Here is an 18,968-nt window from a genome sequence, read left to right as displayed (position 1 = left end):
GCACCACTGATGACGGGCACCACCGTTACTCCGCCTCCGCGGCCCCCGCCACGGGAAGCGACCGCTCGTCCGCCGGGAGGCGGATGCACTGGGCAAAGAGGAGCGATACCCCGCCGAGGACGGCGCCGGCCAGGAACGGAATCCGGTAGTCGATCATCCAGAGGTAGCCGCCGAGGGCGGGGAGGAAGACCGCGGCGATGTGGTTGATGGTGAAGCCGACGGCGCTGCTCGGGGCGATGTCCTGGGGGTCGGCGATCTTCTGGAAGTAGGTCCGGATCGCCACGGCGAAGTTGAAGAGGATGGAATCGAGGATGTACATCCCCGCCACCATCCCCTTGGAGGTGGCGTAGGCGTAGGTGATGAAGACGAGGATCACCCCCAGGTATTCGAGGCTGCAGAGGGCGCGCTCGCCGAAGAAGTTGATGGCCCGGCCGATGAGGGGGTTCAGGAACCAGTTGATGCCGTTGTTGATGAGGAAGAGGATCGTCATCTCCTGCATGGAGAAGTGGAAGATCTTCACCAGGAGGAACATGGAGAAGACCATGAAGATCTGCCGCCGCGCCCCGGAGAGGAAGGTGAGGAGGTAATAGAGCCAGTACTGCCGCCGGACGACCATCCGCAGCCGCTGCGGCGGGACGCTCTCGTGGGTCGGGTCCTGGAAGAGTCCCCAGAGCCCGAAGAGCAGGACGATGGCGCCGATGACAATAAAGATCCCCCGGTAGTCGAGGAACCAGGCGAGGAGCCAGATGAGGCCCGCCGCGGCGATGCTGGAGATGGCGGCGAGGCTGCGGAGCTTCCCCATGACAAGGGGGGAGAGGTGGGTCGAGAAGTACTGCAGGGTCAGGGACTGGTTGGTGGTCTCGTAGTAGTGGAACCCGAAGCTCATGACGAGGGTGGTGAGGGCGACCCCGGCAAAGCTGGGGAAGATGCCGGTGAGGGCGACCCCGAACCCCAGCAGCGCGATGGAGAAGGCCGAGAGCCGGTGCTCCTTCACCACCATCATGACGTAGACCGCCAGGAGCGCGAGGAACCCCGGCACCTCCCGGACCGACTGGATGATCCCCACGTGGCGCCCTTCGAGATGGACCGTCTCCACGGCGAAGTTGTTGAAGAGGATGGTGTACCCCTGGAGCCCCACCATGGAGGCGGCGGTCATGACCGCCAGAAAGCGGAACATCGGGCGTTGCTCGGCGTTGATCATCGGATTCCTTCCGCAGAAAATCGACCTCCCCCGGTATGGCGGGGGGATCGACGAAATGATACCATTTTGTCCGAAGGGAGCGCCTCATTTTTTTCCGTGTCCCCTCCCCTGCGGCCAACGGCCCGTGACAACCGCGCGGCATGCTGGTAGCATGAATGGACTCACCCCGATCAAAGGCGCCAAGGAGAACCACCCCGGATGCTCGCACGCGGAAGCCACGAAAATACCGGAGAGCGCCTGCGCCTCACCCTGCGCGCGCTTCAGTCGCGCAACTACCGCCTCTTTTTCGCCGGCCAGAGCGTCTCGCTGGTCGGAACATGGATGCAGCAGGTCGCCATGAGCTGGCTCGTCTACCGGTTGACCGGATCGGCGCTCCTTCTGGGGGTAGTCGGCTTCGCCAGCCAGATCCCGACCTTCCTCCTCGCCCCCGTGGCCGGGGTGCTGGCCGACCGCTGGAACCGGCGCCGGCTCCTCATCGCCACCCAGTCCCTCGCCATGCTCCAGGCGGCGCTGCTGGCCGCCGCCGTCCTGACGGGGGTGGTGCAGGTATGGCAGATCATCGCCCTCAGTGTGGTGCTCGGCTGCGTCAACGCCTTCGACATCCCGATCCGCCAGTCCTTCGTGGTGGAGCTGGTGGGGCGGAAGGAAGACCTCAGCAACGCCATCGCCCTCAACTCCTCCATGGTCAACGGCGCCCGTCTGGTGGGGCCATCCATTGCAGGGGTGCTGGTCGCCACCGTGGGGGAAGGGGTCTGCTTCATCCTGAACGCCGCGAGCTACCTGGCGGTGATCGCCGCCATAACGGCGATGAGGATCACCCCGGCACGGCGCCATGGCGCCCGCAAGCATATCCTGCACGAACTCCGCGAGGGATTCACCTACGCCTTCGGTTTCCCCCCGATCCGCTCCATCCTCTCCCTGCTCGCGGTCGTCAGCCTGATGGGGATGCCGTACACGGTCCTGCTCCCGGTCTTCGCCAAGGAGATCCTCAAAGGAGGCGCCCACACCTTCGGCTTCCTGATGGCGGCGGCCGGGGTCGGTTCCCTCGGCAGCACCCTCTACCTCGCCTCCCGTCGGAGCGTCGTCGGCCTCGGCCGGGTCATTGCCGCAGCCGCCAGCATCTTTGGCGTCGGCGTGGCCGGATTCGCCCTCTCCCGCGAGCTCCCCCTCTCCCTCGCCTGCCTCTGCCTGTCGGGCTTCGGCGCCATGGCCCTGGTGGCCTCCAGCAACACGATCCTCCAGACCATCGTGGAGGATGACAAGCGAGGTCGCGTAATGAGCCTCTTCACCATGTCGTTCATGGGGATGACGCCGTTCGGCAGCCTCATGGCCGGCTCGGTGGCCAGCTGGCTCGGCGCCCGCGACACCCTCCTCGTGGGGGCGGTGGCGTGCCTCGCCGCGGGACTCCACTTTTCCCGGCAGCTTCCGAGGCTCCGGGAGATGGTCCGCCCCCTCTACCGGCAGATGGGAATCATTCCCGAAGTGGCCACCGGCATCCAGAGCGCATCGGAGCCGACCCCTCCCCCGGAGAAGTAACCCCCTGCTGGCGCGCCGCCCGACGAAACGGAACCGTTGCCGTATACTGGCATGATACTTGTTCCGCTCTGGGAGGCGAAACGAAGGGGTCGACGGACGGCAAATCCCGGAAATAGTGCTCTATCGAGGCGTTGCGGCGGTGGAGCCCCCTCCGAAGGGGAAGGGAAACCTCCGCCCCTGTGACTTTTTGTCCCGCCAGCGGTCCGCAATGACACACGGTGCAGGGAGAACACTCCATGAACGCGAAGATCGTCCTGATCTGTGACGACGAGGAAGGGATGCGGCGGTATCTGAAGAAGATGCTGGAAGCGGCGGGGCTTGCGGTGGAGACCTTCGCCTGCGGCGCGAGCCTGCTGCGGCGGATCGAGGGGGGCTCTCCGGGGGATGCGGGGCTCCTGCTGCAGGACATGATGCTTCCCGACACCGACGGCATCAGCATCCTGAAGCGGGTCCGGGAGCTGCGGCCGGCGCTGCCGGTGGTGCTGATGACCGCCTACGCCAACGGCGAGGCCGCCGCTGCCGCCCGGACCGGCGGCGCCTGCGACTTCCTCTCCAAGCCGTTCACCCGCGAGGCGATCTTGGAGGTGATCCGGAGCACCGTCGGCCCTGCCGGCTGACGAATCTAGGCTATTCGCCCCCTCATCCGGCCTTCGGCCACCTTCTCCCTCAGGGAGAAGGGTCCAGCGGAAGATTAGCGCTAATCAGGATGCGGAATGAATCCTCTCTGCAGAAACGAAAAAAGGAGCCGACTGGCTCCTTTTTTCGTTTTCACGGTTTCACCCGGACGCCCCCCCTGCGGGGTGACAGCGCCCGGCGCCGGCGATCAGGCCTCGTTGACCTTGTTGATCACCTTGACGTCCTCTTCGTGCATCCCCTTTTTGAAGCCCCTGATGGCGCTGCCGAGGGACTGGCCGAGCTGGGGGATCTTCGCCGGGCCGACCACGACCAGGGCGAGGACCAGGACGATGATGAGTTCAGGCATGCCGAATCCGAACATAGTGTTTCACTCCTCGTGCCGGGGTGCCCCGGCGGTTTCGCGCTCCGTCAGTTGAGGGCGCTCGATTGCTTCTCGCCGATCTCGTACCCCATCCCCCGCAGTTCCTCCACCAGGAGGCGCGCCACCTGCGGCAGCTTTTCGTTCAGGGATGGGGAGAGCTCGTTCCCCGGATCGAAGGATTTGGGAATGACCCCCAGGAGGCTGATGGCATCGGGACACCCGCCCCGCATCTCGCTGATGTAGAGCATCTCCTGGATGCCGATCTGGTGAGGCGAGAGCTTCACCGGCAGGCGGTTCAGCATGATGTCTTCCTTCTCGTAGCGGAAGACATCCCCCGGCTCGCCGGCGGTGTCGAGGGTGTCGACGATGTAGACCCGCTCGGCCTCCTCGATCTTGTGGGTGACCATGATGCCGAGGGTGCCGCCGTCGAAAAGCTCCACCTCCTCGGGGAAGGTGTAGTTGTCTTCAAGATACTTGACCACGTGGACGCCGAACCCCTCGTCCGAGAGGATCAGGTTGCCGGCGCCGAAAATAAGGGTTCTCATATAAATCCTCAGGTGTAGGGGCAATTCATGAATTGCCCCTACGTTTGAATTGCCCCTACGTACCAATTGCCTACAGCACCTTGACCTTGGTGATCTCTTTCCCCTCCGGGTCGACCGTGTGGACCGCGCAGGCGATGCAGGGGTCGAAGGAGTGGATGGTCCGCAACACTTCCAGCGGCTTCTCGGGCTGGGCCACCGGGTTCCCCACGAGGCATGCCTCGTAAGGGCCGGGCTGGCCGTGCTCGTCGCGGGGAGAGGCGTTCCAGGTGGAGGGGACCACCGCCTGGTAGTTCTTGATCTTCTTCCCTTCGATGACGATCCAGTGGGAGAGGGTCCCGCGGGGCGCCTCGTGGAAGCCGACCCCCTTGTACTCGCCGCTCGGGATCTCGGTGGGGTTGGCGTAGGTGGTGTCACCCTTGCCGATGTTGGCCACCAGCTTGTCGAGGTAGTCGAGGGAGAGGTCGGCCATGACGTGGGCCCGGACGCCGCGGGCGAAGAGCCGCCCCATGGTGGAGTGGATATCCTTCAGGCCGATGCCGAGCTTGGCGGCAGCGTCGTCCACCAGTTTCTTGACCTTCGGGTTGCCGGTGGCGTAGGCGGCCATGACCTGGGCCGGCGGCCCGACCTGCATCGCCTTGCCGTTGAAGCGCGGCGACTTGCACCACGAGTACTTGCCGTTCTCCTGGAAGTCGGTGTACTCGGGCTTGGTCTCCCCTTCCCACGGATGGAGGGACTGGGCCCCTTCGTACCAGGCGTGGGCCACCCCTTCGGTGATCCCCTGGATGAGCGCCTGGTCCTGGTGGGTGGTGATCGGCTTGAAGGTGGCGAGGTCGCCGTTGTAGATCATCCCCCCCGCCAGGGCGAACTTGGTGTTCTTGGTGTCTTCGGCGAACTCGGGGACCGCCAGGTAGTTGGTGACGCCGGCGCCGTACTTGAACCAGTCCTTGTAGAAGGAGGCGATGGCGATGAGGTCCGGGTAGTAGACCTTCTGGACGAAGTCGCGGGTCTCGGTCATGAGCTGGCGCAGGTAGGCGATCCGCTCCATGTTGAGGGTGGCGAGGTTCTCCATGTTGATGGCGGTGGCGACGCCACCCACCACCAGGTTCTGGATGTGGGGGTTCTTGCCGCCGAGGACCGCCACGGCCTGGGCCGCCTTGCGCTGGTAGTCGAGGGCCTTCAGGTAGTGGGCCACGGCGATGAGGTTCACCTCGGGGGGCAGCTTCATGGCCGGGTGACCCCAGTAGCCGGAGGCGAAGATGCCGAGCTGTCCACCCTCGACGAAGGCCTTCAGCTTGTCCTGGACCGCCTTGAACTCCTTCTCGCTGTTCCCCGGCCAGTCGGAGAGGCTCTGGGCGATTGCCGCGGCCTTCTTCGGATCGGCCTTCAGCGCCGAGACGATGTCGACCCAGTCCAGGGCCGAGAGGTGGTAGAAGTGGACGATGTGATCCTGCACCGAGTGCTGGGCGATCATGATGTTGCGGATGTACTGGGCGTTGAGCGGCACCTCCACGTTCAGGGCGTGCTCAACGGCGCGGATGGAGGAGATGGCGTGGACCGTGGTGCAGACGCCGCAGAAGCGCTGGACGTAGGACCAGGCGTCCTGGGGGTCGCGCCCCTTCAGGATGGTCTCGATGCCGCGCCACATCTGGGCCGACGACCAGGCTTTCGAAACCTGTCCGCCGTTCACTTCCACGTCGATTCTCAGGTGACCCTCGATCCGGGTGATGGGGTCGATGGTGATGCGTTTAGACATGTATTTCCTCCGAAAATATTTTTGATTCTATGCAGGGGCGCTGCGTGCGGCACACTTGCCGCTTGCGGCGCCCCTGCAGGATAGGTCATGGACGGGCGCAGCAAGCGGCGCCCCTACTTTCCCGCGTACACCTTGACCGGCACGGTATCGCCGACCAGACTTTCTTCCTCTTCCTCAGCCTCCGCAAAGTGCTTCTTCGGATTCGGCATGACCGGGAAGATCTTGACCAGCACCAGGTAGCCGAGGATTTCCAGAGCGATGATCCCGACGGTGATCATGAACTCGGCGAAGGAGGGGAAGTAGCTCCACCCCGCCCCCGGGTTGAACCCGATGAGGTAGACGTTGAAGCGGAAGAGCCCGCCGCCGAGCATCAGGATCGCGCCGCTGATGAAGAGCATCCGCGGGGAGAGGCGGTTCTTCTTCGACAGCAGCATGAAGGCGCCGCCGCCGATGAGGAGGACCTCCAGGAGGAAGAAGCAGGAGTTCTTGTCGAAGGCGAAGATGGCCGGAATCTGGTGGCGCCAGATGAGGTCGCCGAAGCGGACCGCCATCCAGAGTCCGGCAACCATCGGGACGATCTTGGCGATGCCGGCGATCTCGTGTACCTCATAGGCCCGCTTGAAGCCGTAGGAGGAGACGATGGACTCGAACATCACCGTGGCGTAGCCGATGAAGATGCAGTTGATGAGGAAGAGCAGCGGCAGGAAACCGGTCTGCCAGAGGGGGTTCAGCTTCTCTCCCGCCACGATCATCATGGAGCCGAGGGACGACTGGTGCATGGACGGCAGCGTAATGCCGAGGACGATGAAGAAGATCAGCACCTTGTCGAGCCGCACCTGCATGTGCCCCGCCACCTTGCTCACCACCGTGAGCCCGGAGTGGAGCGCCTCGCGGTCGGGGAGAAGCCGCGGGTAGAGCCAGTGGGCCGACTCCCGCACCCATCTCCACTTGCTGTGCTCCAGGGTGTAGAGGACCGCCGGGAGGAACTCGATGATGAGAACCATGGAGTAGGTCATGACGCAGAGCGCCACCTCGAACATGATGGAGTTCGGCTGCCACCGGGTCGGAAGGAAGAAGCTGTAGGCGTTCCAGTAGCGGCCGAGGTCCACCATGACCGAGAAGCCGGCGAGGCAGTAACCGAAGACGCTGGTGAGGAGCGCCGAGCGGATCAGCGGGTGGTACTTCCACCGGTTCATGATGTAGATGAGGAGCGCCAGGGCGTAGCCGCCGCAGGCAAACGCCGTGCCGGTAGCGACGTCGTAGGCGATCCAGATCCCCCACGGATAGCCGTCGGAGAGCCCCGTCACGGCGCCGACGCCGGCGAAGAACCGGTAGGCGATGAGGCCGAAGCCGAACACCACCAGGGCGAGCAGGATGAAGAACGGTTTGGTGAAGATCTTACCAGGCTGGACCTGATATTCGTCGTGATGAGATCCCATCTTAGTCGTCCTCCCCGTGTCCGAGTTTTTCCTGGGCCTTCTTGTTCTTCATGGCGACCACGCAGAGGGCGCCGTAGAGGGCCACCGGCGCGGCAAACCCCTTGTAGATGGTGTGCTGGATATGCTCCGAGAGGGCCGCGGGGGACTCCTCCTTCAGCTCCGGCAATCCCAGCTTCTTGAAGGGGAAGGCGGCCAGGTAGAGGTGGTTGGCCCCACCCACTTCCTTCTCGCCGTAGACCTTGGGGAGATACCGGTCGGGGCTCGCCTTGATCCGGTCGTGGGCTTCGGCCAGCAGCTCCTTCCGCTTGCCGAAGGTGATGGCGCCGGCGGGACAGGTCTCGCCGCAGGCGGGGACCCCTTTGCTCTTCAGGTTCGTCTCCTTGCAGAAGTCGCACTTGACGATCTGGGGGATCGCCTTGTCCCACTGGAAGCGGGGGATGTTGTAGGGGCAGGCCACCTGGCAGTAGCGGCAGCCGATGCAGCGGTTCTTGTCGTAGGCCACCACGCCGGTCACCGGGTCCTTGGTCATCGCCTTCACCGGGCAGGCGGAGACGCACCCCGGCTTCGTGCAGTGCATGCAGGAGTGCTTCACGTAGGAGAAGCGGGTGTCGCTCTCCTTGTAGAGCTTGATGACCGTCCGGGTGCTCCCCGACAGGTCCTTGGGGGCATCCCAGAGCTGGTCCTTGTCGGAGGGGAGCCGCTCGTAGGAGAGGTTGTTCTGGTCCATGTTCACCCGCTTGCAGGCCGCCATGCACGCCTTGCAGCCGACGCACTTGGTGGCGTCGTAGAGCATGGCGATGGCGGTTTCGCTGTCGGCAGCGGGTCCGGTGGAGGCGCAGAGGGGAGCGGCGCTCGCCAGGCAGGCGGCGCCGGTGAGCCCCATCATCTTGAGAAAGTCGCGTCTAGTCGTGCTTTTCATGACCTTCCTCCCCGCTGGGCAGCTTTTTCGCCAGCATGGCGCCAGCGCCCAGGGCCACGCCGCCGGCGATGCCGACGACACCCGTTGCGAGCGGGCTCACGCCGGGGCCCTTCTGTCCCAGGTCGGCCGGCGCGTAGGTATCGGGGGGCGTCGGCAGGTGGATCTGGAGCTTCTCGGCGATGGGCTTGCGGAAGAGGATCTCCGGCTCGGTGCAGCCGATGCAGGGGTGCCCCACGGAGACCGGCCAGACGCCGGCGTCGTTGAAGCGCTGCACGGAACAGTTGGCGAAGGTCGCCGGCCCCTTGCAGCCGAGCTTGTAGAGGCAGTACCCCTCGGCGTGGGTCTTGTCGCCGTAGGCGGTGGCGAAGCGCCCCGCGTCGAAGTGGGGGCGGCGCTCGCAGTGCTCGTGGATCTTGCGGCCGTAGGCGAACTTCGGACGGCCGAGGGAATCGAGCTCGGGGAGCTTGTTGAAGGTCAGGAAGTAGAGGACCGTGGAGAGGAAGTTGTACGGGTTCGGCGGACAGCCCGGGATGTTGACGATCGGCTTGTTCTTGATGATGTCGCGGACCCCCACGGCGCCGGTCGGGTTCGGCGGCGACGACTGGATTCCGCCGTAGGCGGCGCAGGTGCCGATGGTGATGATGGCGGCGGCACCCTCGGCGGCCCGGGTGAGGGAGTCGATGGCGGTGGTTCCGCCCACCTTGCAGTAGATCCCCTTGTCCTTGGTCGGGATTGCCCCTTCCACCACCAGGATGTACTTGCCGTGGTTGGCCTTCATGGAATCGTGGAGCGACTGCTCCGCCTGGTGCCCCGAACCGATCATGAGGGTCTCATGGTAGTCCAGGGAGATCATGTCGAGGATCAGCGAGGCGACATCGGGGTGGCCGGCGCGGAGCAGCGACTCGGAACAGCCGGTGCACTCCTGGAAGTGGAGCCAGATCACCGGCGGCTTGTTTGCCCTCTGGGCCGCCTCGGCGACCTTGGTGTGCATGCTGTACGGCAACCCCATAACGGCCGTGGCAGCGACGCACGTCTTGATGAAATCCCTTCGTGAAACGCCGTCACGAAGAAAAGCCTCTTTTCCCATACAACCCCCTAACATGTGATTTTGCGCGTTCTGACCGGCATCTGCCCTGGCAGTAACTACCGGCGCACGCTTTGATTAATAATTACAAATCATTCGCAAAACATCTCCACGTATACATCAACATATGTGCCAACCCGGTTTTTTTCGCCAGGGCCGGCCAACAGCACCGTAACAGAGCGATATCACGAACAGTGAGCGGGCCGAAGACACACATTCCGACCACTCTTTCGACCCGCACCATGTATCATTTTGTCCCACACTGTATCATTATGTCCCGGGCGGCGGGTCATTTTGTCCCTTGATTACCCCAAAAAGATTTTTCCTGCAAGATTAAAAACGTGGCTATCACGAAGGAGGGCGTGGGCATGGTCGCCAAAAATTGCTTATAAAACCAGCTATCATCGCAAAATCAGGTCGAGACTGGCGAGGAAACGACCGAGCGACTCATCCCATTAATAAAGATTAAAAAGCGGTCGTCCGCTTCTTCCGTCTTCACCGCCCTCGTCTTTCAGATTCCTCTTCCCCTGAATCCGTGTCGAATGGTACCCTCACCCTACCAACAACCAGTGAGCGTGATGAACCATGGGTACCCGATCAAAACGAACCGAACGCTGCCGGCGATGCCGCCTGCACCTCCCCCTCTGCCTCTGTTCCTCCATCCCCCGCCACGACCTCGGGACCCGTCTCGTCCTCGTGATGCACCACCGCGAATGGATCAAGACCACCGCCACCGGCCCCCTGGCCCTGACGGCGCTTCCCAACAGCGAACTGCGCATCCACGGCCATCGGGAACGCCCCCTCGACTTTCGCGACCTCGACACCCCCCACCGCCGGACCCTTCTCCTCTACCCCGGCGACGACGTCCCCGTGCTGGACGGCGCGCTCCTGGCGGCGGACCGCCGACCGGTGACCCTGGTGGTGCCCGACGGCACCTGGCGCCAGGCGTCCCGCATGGGAAGAAGGCTCCCCGGGCTCGAGCACGCCGAAATGGTCCGGCTCCCCGCCGGCCCTCCGACCCGCTGGGGGATCCGCCGCGAATGCCATCCCGAAGGGGTGGCCACCTTCGAGGCCATCGCCCGGGCCCTCGGCATCATCGAATCGGCCGCCGTCCAGTCGGACCTGGAGGAGCTCTTCGACCTCATGGTCCATCGGACCCTTCTGGCGCGGGGGCAATAGCAAGGCCCCCATCCTCAGGAAAATCCCCCGACGCCTGACCCGCACCGACCGGACAGAAGCAGGATTACGCCGCCAGGGCACTGCTTGAACTTGGCCCGGAACGTGATAAGGTTAGTTGCACACCATTAGCAGCCATCAACGCACCCGCAGACATCTCCATCAGGAGAACAAAAGATGCTCTTTCTGAAGGCCGGGTACCTCTGAAACGACCGGTCACGCCTGCATCTCCCCCGACCAGCCTTCATGATCGTCCCCAGGAGCGAATGTTTCAGCAACGGGGTGGTAGGGAGGATTAATGGGGAATCCCCCAAAGGGACTCAAAAGGCTCTACGGCTTTCCCTTTCGGCTGGTCGTCGTCATTGCTCTTGGGATATCCTCCGCCGAAGCCCTGGTAATGGTCATTCTGGCGCACCTGCCGCCTCTCCCTCTCTGGCTCACGACCATCATCGATTCGCTCTTCCTGCTCCTCCTGCTGATCCCTGTGTTCATCCATCTGATTTTTCGCCCGCTGGTCATGCAGACCACCGAGCGCAACCGGACCGCGGAGGCCCTGAAACTCGAACGGAACAAGCTCAGAGGAATCCTCGACGCCATGGAGGACGGCGTCTATATTGTTAACCAGCGCTACGAGATCGAATACATCAACAGCGCCCTTGAACGGGAGTTCGGACCGGTTGCCGGACGCAAGTGCTACGAGTATTTCTCCGGCAGTACGGAGCTCTGCCCCTGGTGCCGCCATCACGTCTTCATTTCCGGCAAACCGCAGAAGGTGGAGTGGCAGTCGCTCAGGAGCGGTCGTTACTTCGAAATCTCCGCCTCGCCGGTCGCAGGGGAGAACGGCACCCTCGCCATGCTTGAGGTTCTCCACGATGTCACTGAGCGGCGGCGGACGGAGGAGAAGGTCCGCACGCTATCCCGTGCCGTGGAGCAGAGCCCGAGCTGCATAGTCATCGCCGACAAGGCCGGCACCATTGAGTACGTGAACCCCAAGTTCTCGGAGTTGACCGGCTATTCCCTGGAAGAGGCTGTCGGCAAAAATCCGAACATCCTGAAAACCGGCTACACAACCGCCGAGGAATATCGGCAGCTCTGGGGGACGATTCTGTCGGGTCGGGAATGGCGCGGCGAGTTTGTCAACCGGAAGAAGAATGGTGAGATCTATTGGGAGTCTGCATCCATTGCGCCGGTGGTGAATGCGAAAGGGGTCATTACCAATTTCGTTGCGGTCAAGGAGGATATTACCGAGAGAAAACGCTTCGAAGTGGAGCTGTTCACGTCGCGGGAACAACTTCGTAATCTCTCCAATCACCTCCAGAGGGTCAGGGAAGAGGAACGGGCCGCCATTACCCGGGAAATACATGATGAACTCGGGCAGACCCTGGCGACACTGCAGCTTTCGGTGGCGCTCATCGAGCGGGAACTGCGGCCGAACCAGACATATCTCCACCGTCAGACCCAGGAGATGTCCCTGCTGATCAGCGACACCGTCAAGACCGTCCAGCGGCTCTGTGCCGCGTTGCGCCCCCTCATGCTCGACGAGCTGGGGCTTGCGGATGCACTGGAGTGGCAGGCGCGAGAGGTCGAAAAGAAGAGCGGAATCCGCTGCGAGATGACCGTGGCCCCGGACATCTCCGATCCGGGCCAGGAGATGTCCATCGCGCTTTTCCGGATATTCCAGGAGTCCCTGACCAACGTCCTGCGCCACGCCGGGGCTACCATGGTGAAGGCACGTCTCACCCGGAGACGAAACAGGATGGTGCTTGCGGTACGGGACAACGGCAAGGGGATCGCCCGAAACCAGCTGAACTCGACCATCTCATTCGGCCTGATCGGCATGCGGGAGCGGGCCGCCGCTCTTGGTGGAAAGGTGAGAATCTGCGGCGGTCCCGGCCGGGGTACCGTCGTGCTGGCACGGATCCCGCTGAAGATGGGGGAGGTACACAATGGGACTGCTCAGAAGAATCCTCATAGCTGACGATCATGCTATCTTTCGGGAAGGGCTGAAACAGGTCCTGGCCAAGACCCTCAATCCCGCAACGGTTGATGAGGCCGATACCGCCCAGGACGTGCTGGAGAGGATCAAGGCTCAAGATTACGACCTGCTGCTGCTCGACATCTCGATGCCTGGCCGCAGCGGCCTGGAGGTGCTGGCAGAGGTAAAGGCCCTGAAGCCGACCCTCCCGGTCCTGGTGCTCAGCATGCACCCCGAGGAGCAGTATGCACTTCGTGCCTTCCGTCTCGGTGCCGCAGGCTACGTGACCAAGGGGAGTCCGTCCCGCGAGCTCATGAAAGCCCTGGATCGCCTGAGCCTCGGCAAGAAATACATCAGCCCCACCGTGGCGGAATGTCTCGTCACCTCCCTGGAATCCCCATCGAACAAGCCCCTTCACACCCTCCTCTCCAACCGGGAGTTCCAGGTGCTCTGCTTCATCGCGGCGGGCAAGACGGTCGGCAAGATCGCGGATGAACTCTGCCTGAGCGTGAAGACCATCAGTACCCACCGCTCCCATATTCTCAGGAAGATGAACATGCGGAACAACGCCGAACTTACCCGTTATGCACTGGAGCATCGTCTTGCCTGACGCCCCCCCCGCCATCGACTGATGGGGGCATTGCCCCGTTAGTCGCCGGTTCAATCCCCCCCGTAGGACAAACCCCGATAGTCCCTCCGCCATTTTCTTAAATCATTTTCAGACAGAGCCCATCATGCCCGAGGCCGTTCATCTGGTAAAAGTTTTCTAACAAAATACAACTGCCGTTCGGAGGAGTCGTCCCCGCCGTGAACCGCGAGGCGAAGAGTTCTCCATTGCGCAGAGGCGCGATGATGAACGAAGCGGGTCGGTCATCGGCATGACCCGATACCGCTCTCTGGTTTTGCTGAGCCCCGGAGGAGATGAGGCGAGAAAGGAGAACAAGGATGATCCCCTACCGCCAGACGGTGCGCGTGACCGGATTTTTCCTTCCCCTGCTGGCTTGTATCGCCGCAGTTGTCGGCGCCACTGAACCACCGGCGCCCCCGATGCGGCAGGCTGCTCCTCAGGAGGTGAGCTGGCAGCTGACCAACGCCAAAGTGGTGCGGAGCGGCCAGAGCAGCGAGACCGGCGAGGGGACCCTGAACAGCGGCTATACGGTGGAGGCTGACGCCGTCGCCGTGGGGGAGGATGTCCCCGTTCCGCAGGGGAAGTTCCGGCTCATACTGACTGCCATCTCTCCACACCGGGACACCCCGGACCAGAAGGGGGGGCGCTGGTATCTCCAGGGGAGCTGGACCCTTGCCGGCTCGCCGTCGGTGAAGACCCGCCACGTCCCGGCGGTCATCAGGGGAGACCTCACTGCCGATCTCTCCTTCAACCCGGCGACCGCCCAGGGTGAGCTCGATGCCAGGATGACGGCGCCGCGATTGACTCCCCCCAGCCGGTGGGTGTCGGGAGAGGGGGTTTTTACCGGCAACGAGCGATTCGAGGGAAAACTCACCCTCACCCTCCACCCCCGGCAGGCGACCGTGCAGAAAAAAGGGACGGAGCCGTGAGAACCGCACGATATGTGCCTCAGGGAGGGATACGTAACCACTGGCGACCCGTGGCACAGATCTGCTTTTGTCCAACAGGTCGACGAGGATCGATGTCCAGAGCAGGTGAAGAACGCAAAGGGGGAACGACCATGAATAACCAGAGCAATTCCGTGGGAGGTACGACGGCCTGGGGGCGGGTGTCCGCGACGTTCCTGGTTTTCCTGACCGTCCTGGTCCTGACCGGGATCGCCTCTGCCGACGTCCCCGGCAGGCGCTCGCCAGCCGGCACGTCGGTGCCGAATCCGGGAGCGCAGCAGCAGGAACTCCCCAACATCACCTTCCCCGCCCCGTACAACGTCTTCGAGTTCCCGGTCACCTGCATGGCCTGCCACGGAGGGACCATCGACCAGCAGGCAGGACACGGAGGCAACTGGGCCGGGACGACCATGGCCAGCGCCATGCGGGACCCGGTGTTCCGGGCGAACCAGATCATAGCCAACAGCACCGTCAAGAATAGCGGCGCCGGCGACGGTGCCGGCAATCTCTGCTACCGCTGCCACTCCCCCAACGGCTGGCTGTCGGGCCGCTTCGACCCGAAGCTCGGCGGGGCGGCCGACGGAACCGACACCATCCATAGCATCATTCTCTCGACCGACGACGAAGGGGTCATGTGCGAGACCTGCCATCGCGCCATCGGCGCGGTGACCATGAAGCGGCCCGACCTGAACCAGACCGACCCGGTGTGGAACATGCTCTCCGGCATCTCCGACTGGCCCCACGCCGGTTCTCCCTTCCCGCAGGGGCCGGGGGCGGGGAACCCCTATGGCGAGGCGACCCTCCAGTTCCATGACGGCATGTCCTATGGGGCCAAATACGGCGGAAACATGGAACTCAGCTTCAGCGATCTGCTTCTCACCGGCACCGCCTACACCGGCCAGACCTACGGGGTCTATCCATGGTGGTACACCGGGCTGATCCACCCTCCCCCGCCGGGCATGCCGGCGACCAACACGAATGGGGACGTGATCCAGTACAACCCCGACGGCTCCCTCTCCTTCCAGACCGAGGCGGGGGTGACTCCCGACGCCATCTGGGGGGCCATCTCGCCGGAGCATTCGACGCGGATCAGCGATTTCGTCAAATCCTCCGAATTCTGCGGCGCCTGCCACGAAGTGACGATCCCGGTTCTGAACCACGGCATGCCTGAGCAGCGGACCTTCACCGAATGGAAGTACAGCGCCTTCGGCCGGGGAGCGGTCCCCGGCATGACCGACACCCGCTGCCAGGGGTGCCACATGCCGGTGGCAAAGCACGAGTATGCGGACAACGCCCAGGTGTCGCTCAACCCCGACCCCCTCCTCTCCGGCTGGTCCCCCTACGCCAAGGACCGGAACATCGGCGGCGGGACCTCGTTCCACAAATTTGCCGGCGCCAACCGCGACCTCCCCCAGATGATGAAGGTCCTCTATCCCGAGGTCGACCTGGAGGTGGTCGGCGCCCCCACCGGCCACGACCCGCGCGTCTTCCCCGGCATGCTCTCCGACCGGAGCACCATGTGGGACCGGGCCCAGCGCAATACCGAGATCTCGCTCCGGGACGCGGTGAGCGTCCAGGTCACGACCCCTCCCACCTTGACGGGCACCAATATTACCGGCAACGGCATCTGGAGGGTCAGGGTCAGGGTGACCAACAACACCGGCCACAAGTTCCCTTCAGGCTATCCTGACGGCCGCCGGATGTGGGTGAGCCTTGCGGTAAAGGACGCCGGCGGAAGCGTGGTCTACCAGTCCGGCTACTATGACGGAAATTCGGCACGACTCTACAACGACGCCACGAAGAGGGGGCTTGCCCGCGCCCGGACCCGCTCCATCAACAGCGCCAGCAACGCCGTCATGATCTACGAAAAGGCCACCTGCAACGACGCTAACGGCGATGGGGCCTGCGACGCGCCGGTCCAGCCGAGCGTCCTCAACAACCGGATCATGTTCGACAACCGAATCCCCCCCCTGGGGTTCACCTCTGCCGACTACCGGGCAAACGGCGCCAAGTTCTGGAGCTACACCCCCGGCACCCTGAAACCATTCGAGGACCTCACCCGCTACCCCAACGGTCAGAACTGGGACGAGATCACCTACACGTTCACCGCCCCCCCGAACGCAACGCTTACCGCCCGGGCCGAAGCCAGATATGAGTCCCATTCCCGGGAATTCATGGATTACCTGAAGAACGCCATGGCCGCCCTTCCCGCCGCCGATCGGGGTCCGCGCCCCGAAGGGCCGCCGAACCCCCTCGACCCCAACTATCCGCTCACTCCCACCTTCCTGAGCGACCAGATCGCGGTCACGACCGGCACCAACTTCGCCACCATGACCGACCTCGGCGGGGCTCCCCTGCAGGACAACTGGAGTGGGGTCGCCTATGCGGCCTGGCTCCTGACCGGCAAGGGTGCTCCGTTCGTCATGGCGGCGGCGGACACGGCGGTGACGGCGGCGCCTGCCGCGCCGGCCACTGTTACGGTCACCTCTCCCCTCAATCCCGCCACCGGCCTCACCGACCCGAACGCCCAGCTGGTGCAGTGGAGTCCCGTGGCCGGTGCTGACGGCTACGTGGTCTGGATCCGCTACGGGGCGAACCCCCTCACCTCGGACTGGAGCCGGCTCGCCGTGGTCTCCGCGCCGCAGACCCAGCTCCTGAACGAGGCGCTCAACGTGGCCAAGACGTACGTCTACCAGGTACAGGCGTTCAACGCGTTCGGGACCAGCGCGAGCCCGCTGGTCGACCCGACCGGTGCGGTGACGGCCAAGACCCCCGTCGACCTGCCGCTGCCGCCGCTGAACACGAAGGTTCTCGGCGTGACCGATCACACCGTGGCCCTCACCTGGTACGATGAGGCGGACAACGAGATCGGCTTCATCGTCGAGCGGCAGGATGTCCCCCTCGACCGGACCATCCCCCTGCCGAACTTCCGGGAAGTGGCCCGCTTCACCTCGCCGAACGCCGGACCACCGCCGGGCTATCTCAATCTGAGCGGCTTCGGCGGCATCACCTTCACCGACGGCACCACCCTGCCGGTCTGCACCCCGCTGCCGCTGGATCCGGCCCTTTCCGGGCATCCGAACGGCTGCTACTCCGCCGCCTGGACGGCGCTGCTGCCGGGACGCACCTACAACTACCGGATCTCGGCCTACAACGCCTCCGGCGCCTCCGTGCCCGACCTGCCGGTGGCGGCCACCCTCCTCGGGCTGCCACCCGCTCCGACCGCCCTGACGGCCGTTGTGTTCAATTCGAGGCGCGTCGATCTCTCATGGACCGACAATTCCGGCAGTGAAACGGGCTTCCGCATCGAGCGGGCGACCGACGCCGCCTTTACCGCCAACCGGACCGCCTTCACGGTGGGGCCGAACATCACCACGTACAGCGACGTGACGGTCCTTCCGAGCTCGACCTACTACTATCGCGTGGTGGCCTTTAACGCCAACGGCAGTTCCGCCCCCTCCAACACGGCAACCGTCACGACCCCCAAGGACCCGCCGCCGCTGGCACCGGGCAACCTGAAAGCCGCCGTGACTCCACCGGCGCCGACTCCGCCACGCGTGAGCCTGACCTGGACCGACAACGCCACCAACGAGACCGGCTTCACCCTTCAACGGGCGACCGATCCCACGTTCCCCGCGGGGGGCATAACCTCCTTCACCGTGGGGCCGAACGTCACCGCCTTCACCGACACGACCGTGACACCCAAGGCCACTTACTACTACCGGCTGTTCGCGTTCAACGGCGGCGGGCCTTCGGCATTCTCGAACATGGTGATGGCGGTCACCCCCGGCCAGATCCCGGAGGCGCCAACCCTGCTGAAGGCGCTCCTGATCACCTCCACTTCCGTGACCCTCGGCTGGGTGGACAATTCAACCAATGAACAGGGGTTCTACGTGGAGCGGAGCCTTGACGGGGTAACCTTCACGAGGATCGGCACGACGGCGGCAAACTTCCCCCGGTTCACCAACACCGCCCTCAAGACCATGACTAACTACTGGTACCGCGTCCAGGCGTTCAATGCCGACGGCGTGTCGGCCTTCACCGACACCATCCAGGTGGTGACCAGATAGGAAATCTCTATCCAATGAGCGGGGAAGGGGCGACCCTTCCCCGCCGGGAATGAGAGGGATACCATGAAATGGTTAAACAGAATCGCGGCGTTTCTTCTCCTCGCCTCCCTGCTGGCGCTTCCGCAGAAGGCTCCCGCCACCATCATCACCTTCGACGGGATCCCTCCGACAATGGTCGACGGCTCCGGTGTCACCATCGGCGGCGTAACCATCCGTTACGAGGGGTTCGGCCTCGGCGCGGCAGCCATCGCCGACTTCGGGCCGATCCTCAACAGCCCCTTTCTCCTGGGGGACACGGTGGGGACCCTCATGCTGGACTTTGCCATCCCCGTCTCCAGGCTCGGGTTTACGTTTGCCCTGGACGCCGTCGATCCTTCCGGCGCGCCGGTGAATGTGAATCCCGGCGTATTTGCGGAGCTGATCCCCCCCGGCCAGCAGTTCGGGGACTTTTTCACCGCGGCGGCATCTCTGACCGCGAACACGGCCATGACGGGCCTGGTGGAAGGAACGTTCTCCCACGCGGGGCAACCGATCTCCCAGGCGTTTCTCACCTTCGACAGCGGCAACTCGACGGTCTTCGTCTTCGACAACCTCAATTTTCAGCCGGTCCCCGAACCCTCGACCCTCCTTCTCGTCGCGGCAGGGGTTGTGGGTGCGGCCCTCATACGGAAAAAGGTAACGGGATGACCTTCTCCGGG

General features: G+C 63.9%; 15 protein-coding genes. 8 read left to right on the top strand and 7 right to left on the bottom strand.

Annotated features, from left to right (window positions below; genetic code table 11):
- Positions 1-25: 25 nt before the first annotated feature.
- Positions 26-1,201 carry an MFS transporter gene (locus GPICK_RS04810; RefSeq protein ID WP_039740949.1) on the bottom strand — a complete coding sequence of 392 codons (1,176 nt, stop codon included), beginning with the start codon at positions 1,199-1,201 and terminating at the stop codon, positions 26-28.
- A gap of 198 nt (positions 1,202-1,399) precedes the next feature.
- On the opposite strand from GPICK_RS04810, the gene GPICK_RS04805 reads away from it, so the two are divergent.
- Together GPICK_RS04805 and GPICK_RS04800 are read left to right on the top strand one after the other, a co-directional pair.
- Positions 1,400-2,737 carry an MFS transporter gene (locus tag GPICK_RS04805; RefSeq protein ID WP_039740948.1) on the top strand — a complete coding sequence of 446 codons (1,338 nt, stop codon included), beginning with the start codon at positions 1,400-1,402 and terminating at the stop codon, positions 2,735-2,737.
- A gap of 236 nt (positions 2,738-2,973) precedes the next feature.
- Positions 2,974-3,354 carry a response regulator gene (locus tag GPICK_RS04800; protein WP_039740945.1) on the top strand — a complete coding sequence of 127 codons (381 nt, stop codon included), beginning with the start codon at positions 2,974-2,976 and terminating at the stop codon, positions 3,352-3,354.
- A 206-nt stretch (positions 3,355-3,560) separates the two neighbouring features.
- Here GPICK_RS04800 and tatA read toward each other — a convergent pair whose 3' ends face one another.
- From tatA to GPICK_RS04770, 6 genes are all read right to left on the bottom strand, one after another.
- Entirely contained in the window at positions 3,561-3,734 is a 174-nt protein-coding gene (gene tatA / locus GPICK_RS04795; RefSeq protein ID WP_039740942.1) for a twin-arginine translocase TatA/TatE family subunit, read from the bottom strand.
- Between the two features lie 47 nt (positions 3,735-3,781).
- Positions 3,782-4,279, bottom strand: a complete 498-nt coding sequence (locus GPICK_RS04790; RefSeq protein WP_039740940.1) for a HyaD/HybD family hydrogenase maturation endopeptidase — start codon at positions 4,277-4,279, stop codon at positions 3,782-3,784.
- Positions 4,280-4,349: 70 nt separating this feature from the next.
- Entirely contained in the window at positions 4,350-6,032 is a 1,683-nt protein-coding gene (locus tag GPICK_RS04785; protein WP_039740937.1) for a nickel-dependent hydrogenase large subunit, read from the bottom strand.
- 113 nt (positions 6,033-6,145) lie between these two features.
- Entirely contained in the window at positions 6,146-7,471 is a 1,326-nt protein-coding gene (hybB, locus tag GPICK_RS04780; protein ID WP_039740935.1) for a Ni/Fe-hydrogenase cytochrome b subunit, read from the bottom strand.
- Between the two features lies 1 nt (position 7,472).
- Positions 7,473-8,390, bottom strand: coding sequence for a hydrogenase 2 operon protein HybA (gene hybA, locus GPICK_RS04775; protein ID WP_039740934.1), 918 nt, complete (start codon positions 8,388-8,390; stop codon positions 7,473-7,475).
- Positions 8,374-9,477, bottom strand: coding sequence for a hydrogenase small subunit (locus GPICK_RS04770; RefSeq protein ID WP_039740931.1), 1,104 nt, complete (start codon positions 9,475-9,477; stop codon positions 8,374-8,376). The genes hybA and GPICK_RS04770 overlap by 17 nt, the downstream gene beginning before the upstream one ends.
- A 582-nt stretch (positions 9,478-10,059) precedes the next feature.
- Between GPICK_RS04770 and GPICK_RS04765 the strand changes: the two genes are divergently transcribed.
- The 6 genes from GPICK_RS04765 (at position 10,060) to GPICK_RS04740 (ending at position 18,957) form a co-directional block, all read left to right on the top strand.
- Positions 10,060-10,653 (top strand): tRNA-uridine aminocarboxypropyltransferase, encoded by a 594-nt coding sequence (locus GPICK_RS04765; protein WP_039740930.1) that lies wholly within the window; start codon positions 10,060-10,062, stop codon positions 10,651-10,653.
- 295 nt (positions 10,654-10,948) lie between these two features.
- Positions 10,949-12,628 (top strand): PAS domain-containing sensor histidine kinase, encoded by a 1,680-nt coding sequence (locus GPICK_RS16565; RefSeq protein ID WP_052263286.1) that lies wholly within the window; start codon positions 10,949-10,951, stop codon positions 12,626-12,628.
- Complete coding sequence (locus GPICK_RS04755) at positions 12,597-13,235, top strand: response regulator (protein WP_039740928.1); 639 nt, start codon at positions 12,597-12,599, stop codon at positions 13,233-13,235. Before GPICK_RS16565 ends, GPICK_RS04755 begins: the two co-directional genes overlap by 32 nt.
- A 335-nt stretch (positions 13,236-13,570) precedes the next feature.
- Positions 13,571-14,182, top strand: a complete 612-nt coding sequence (locus tag GPICK_RS04750; RefSeq protein WP_039740926.1) for a hypothetical protein — start codon at positions 13,571-13,573, stop codon at positions 14,180-14,182.
- Positions 14,183-14,313: 131 nt separating this feature from the next.
- On the top strand, positions 14,314-18,270 hold the full coding sequence (locus GPICK_RS16560; protein ID WP_052263285.1) for a fibronectin type III domain-containing protein: 3,957 nt from the start codon (positions 14,314-14,316) through the stop codon (positions 18,268-18,270).
- Positions 18,271-18,333: 63 nt separating this feature from the next.
- A complete protein-coding gene (locus GPICK_RS04740; protein WP_039740924.1) occupies positions 18,334-18,957 on the top strand; it encodes a PEP-CTERM sorting domain-containing protein in 624 nt (207 codons plus the stop codon).
- The last annotated feature ends 11 nt before the right edge of the window (positions 18,958-18,968 follow it).

This window comes from Geobacter pickeringii (genome assembly GCF_000817955.1).
Classification (GTDB): Bacteria; Desulfobacterota; Desulfuromonadia; order Geobacterales; family Geobacteraceae; genus Geobacter; species Geobacter pickeringii.
Note: the sequence above shows the minus strand (reverse complement) of the source record. Positions and strands in the feature narration are given on the sequence as shown.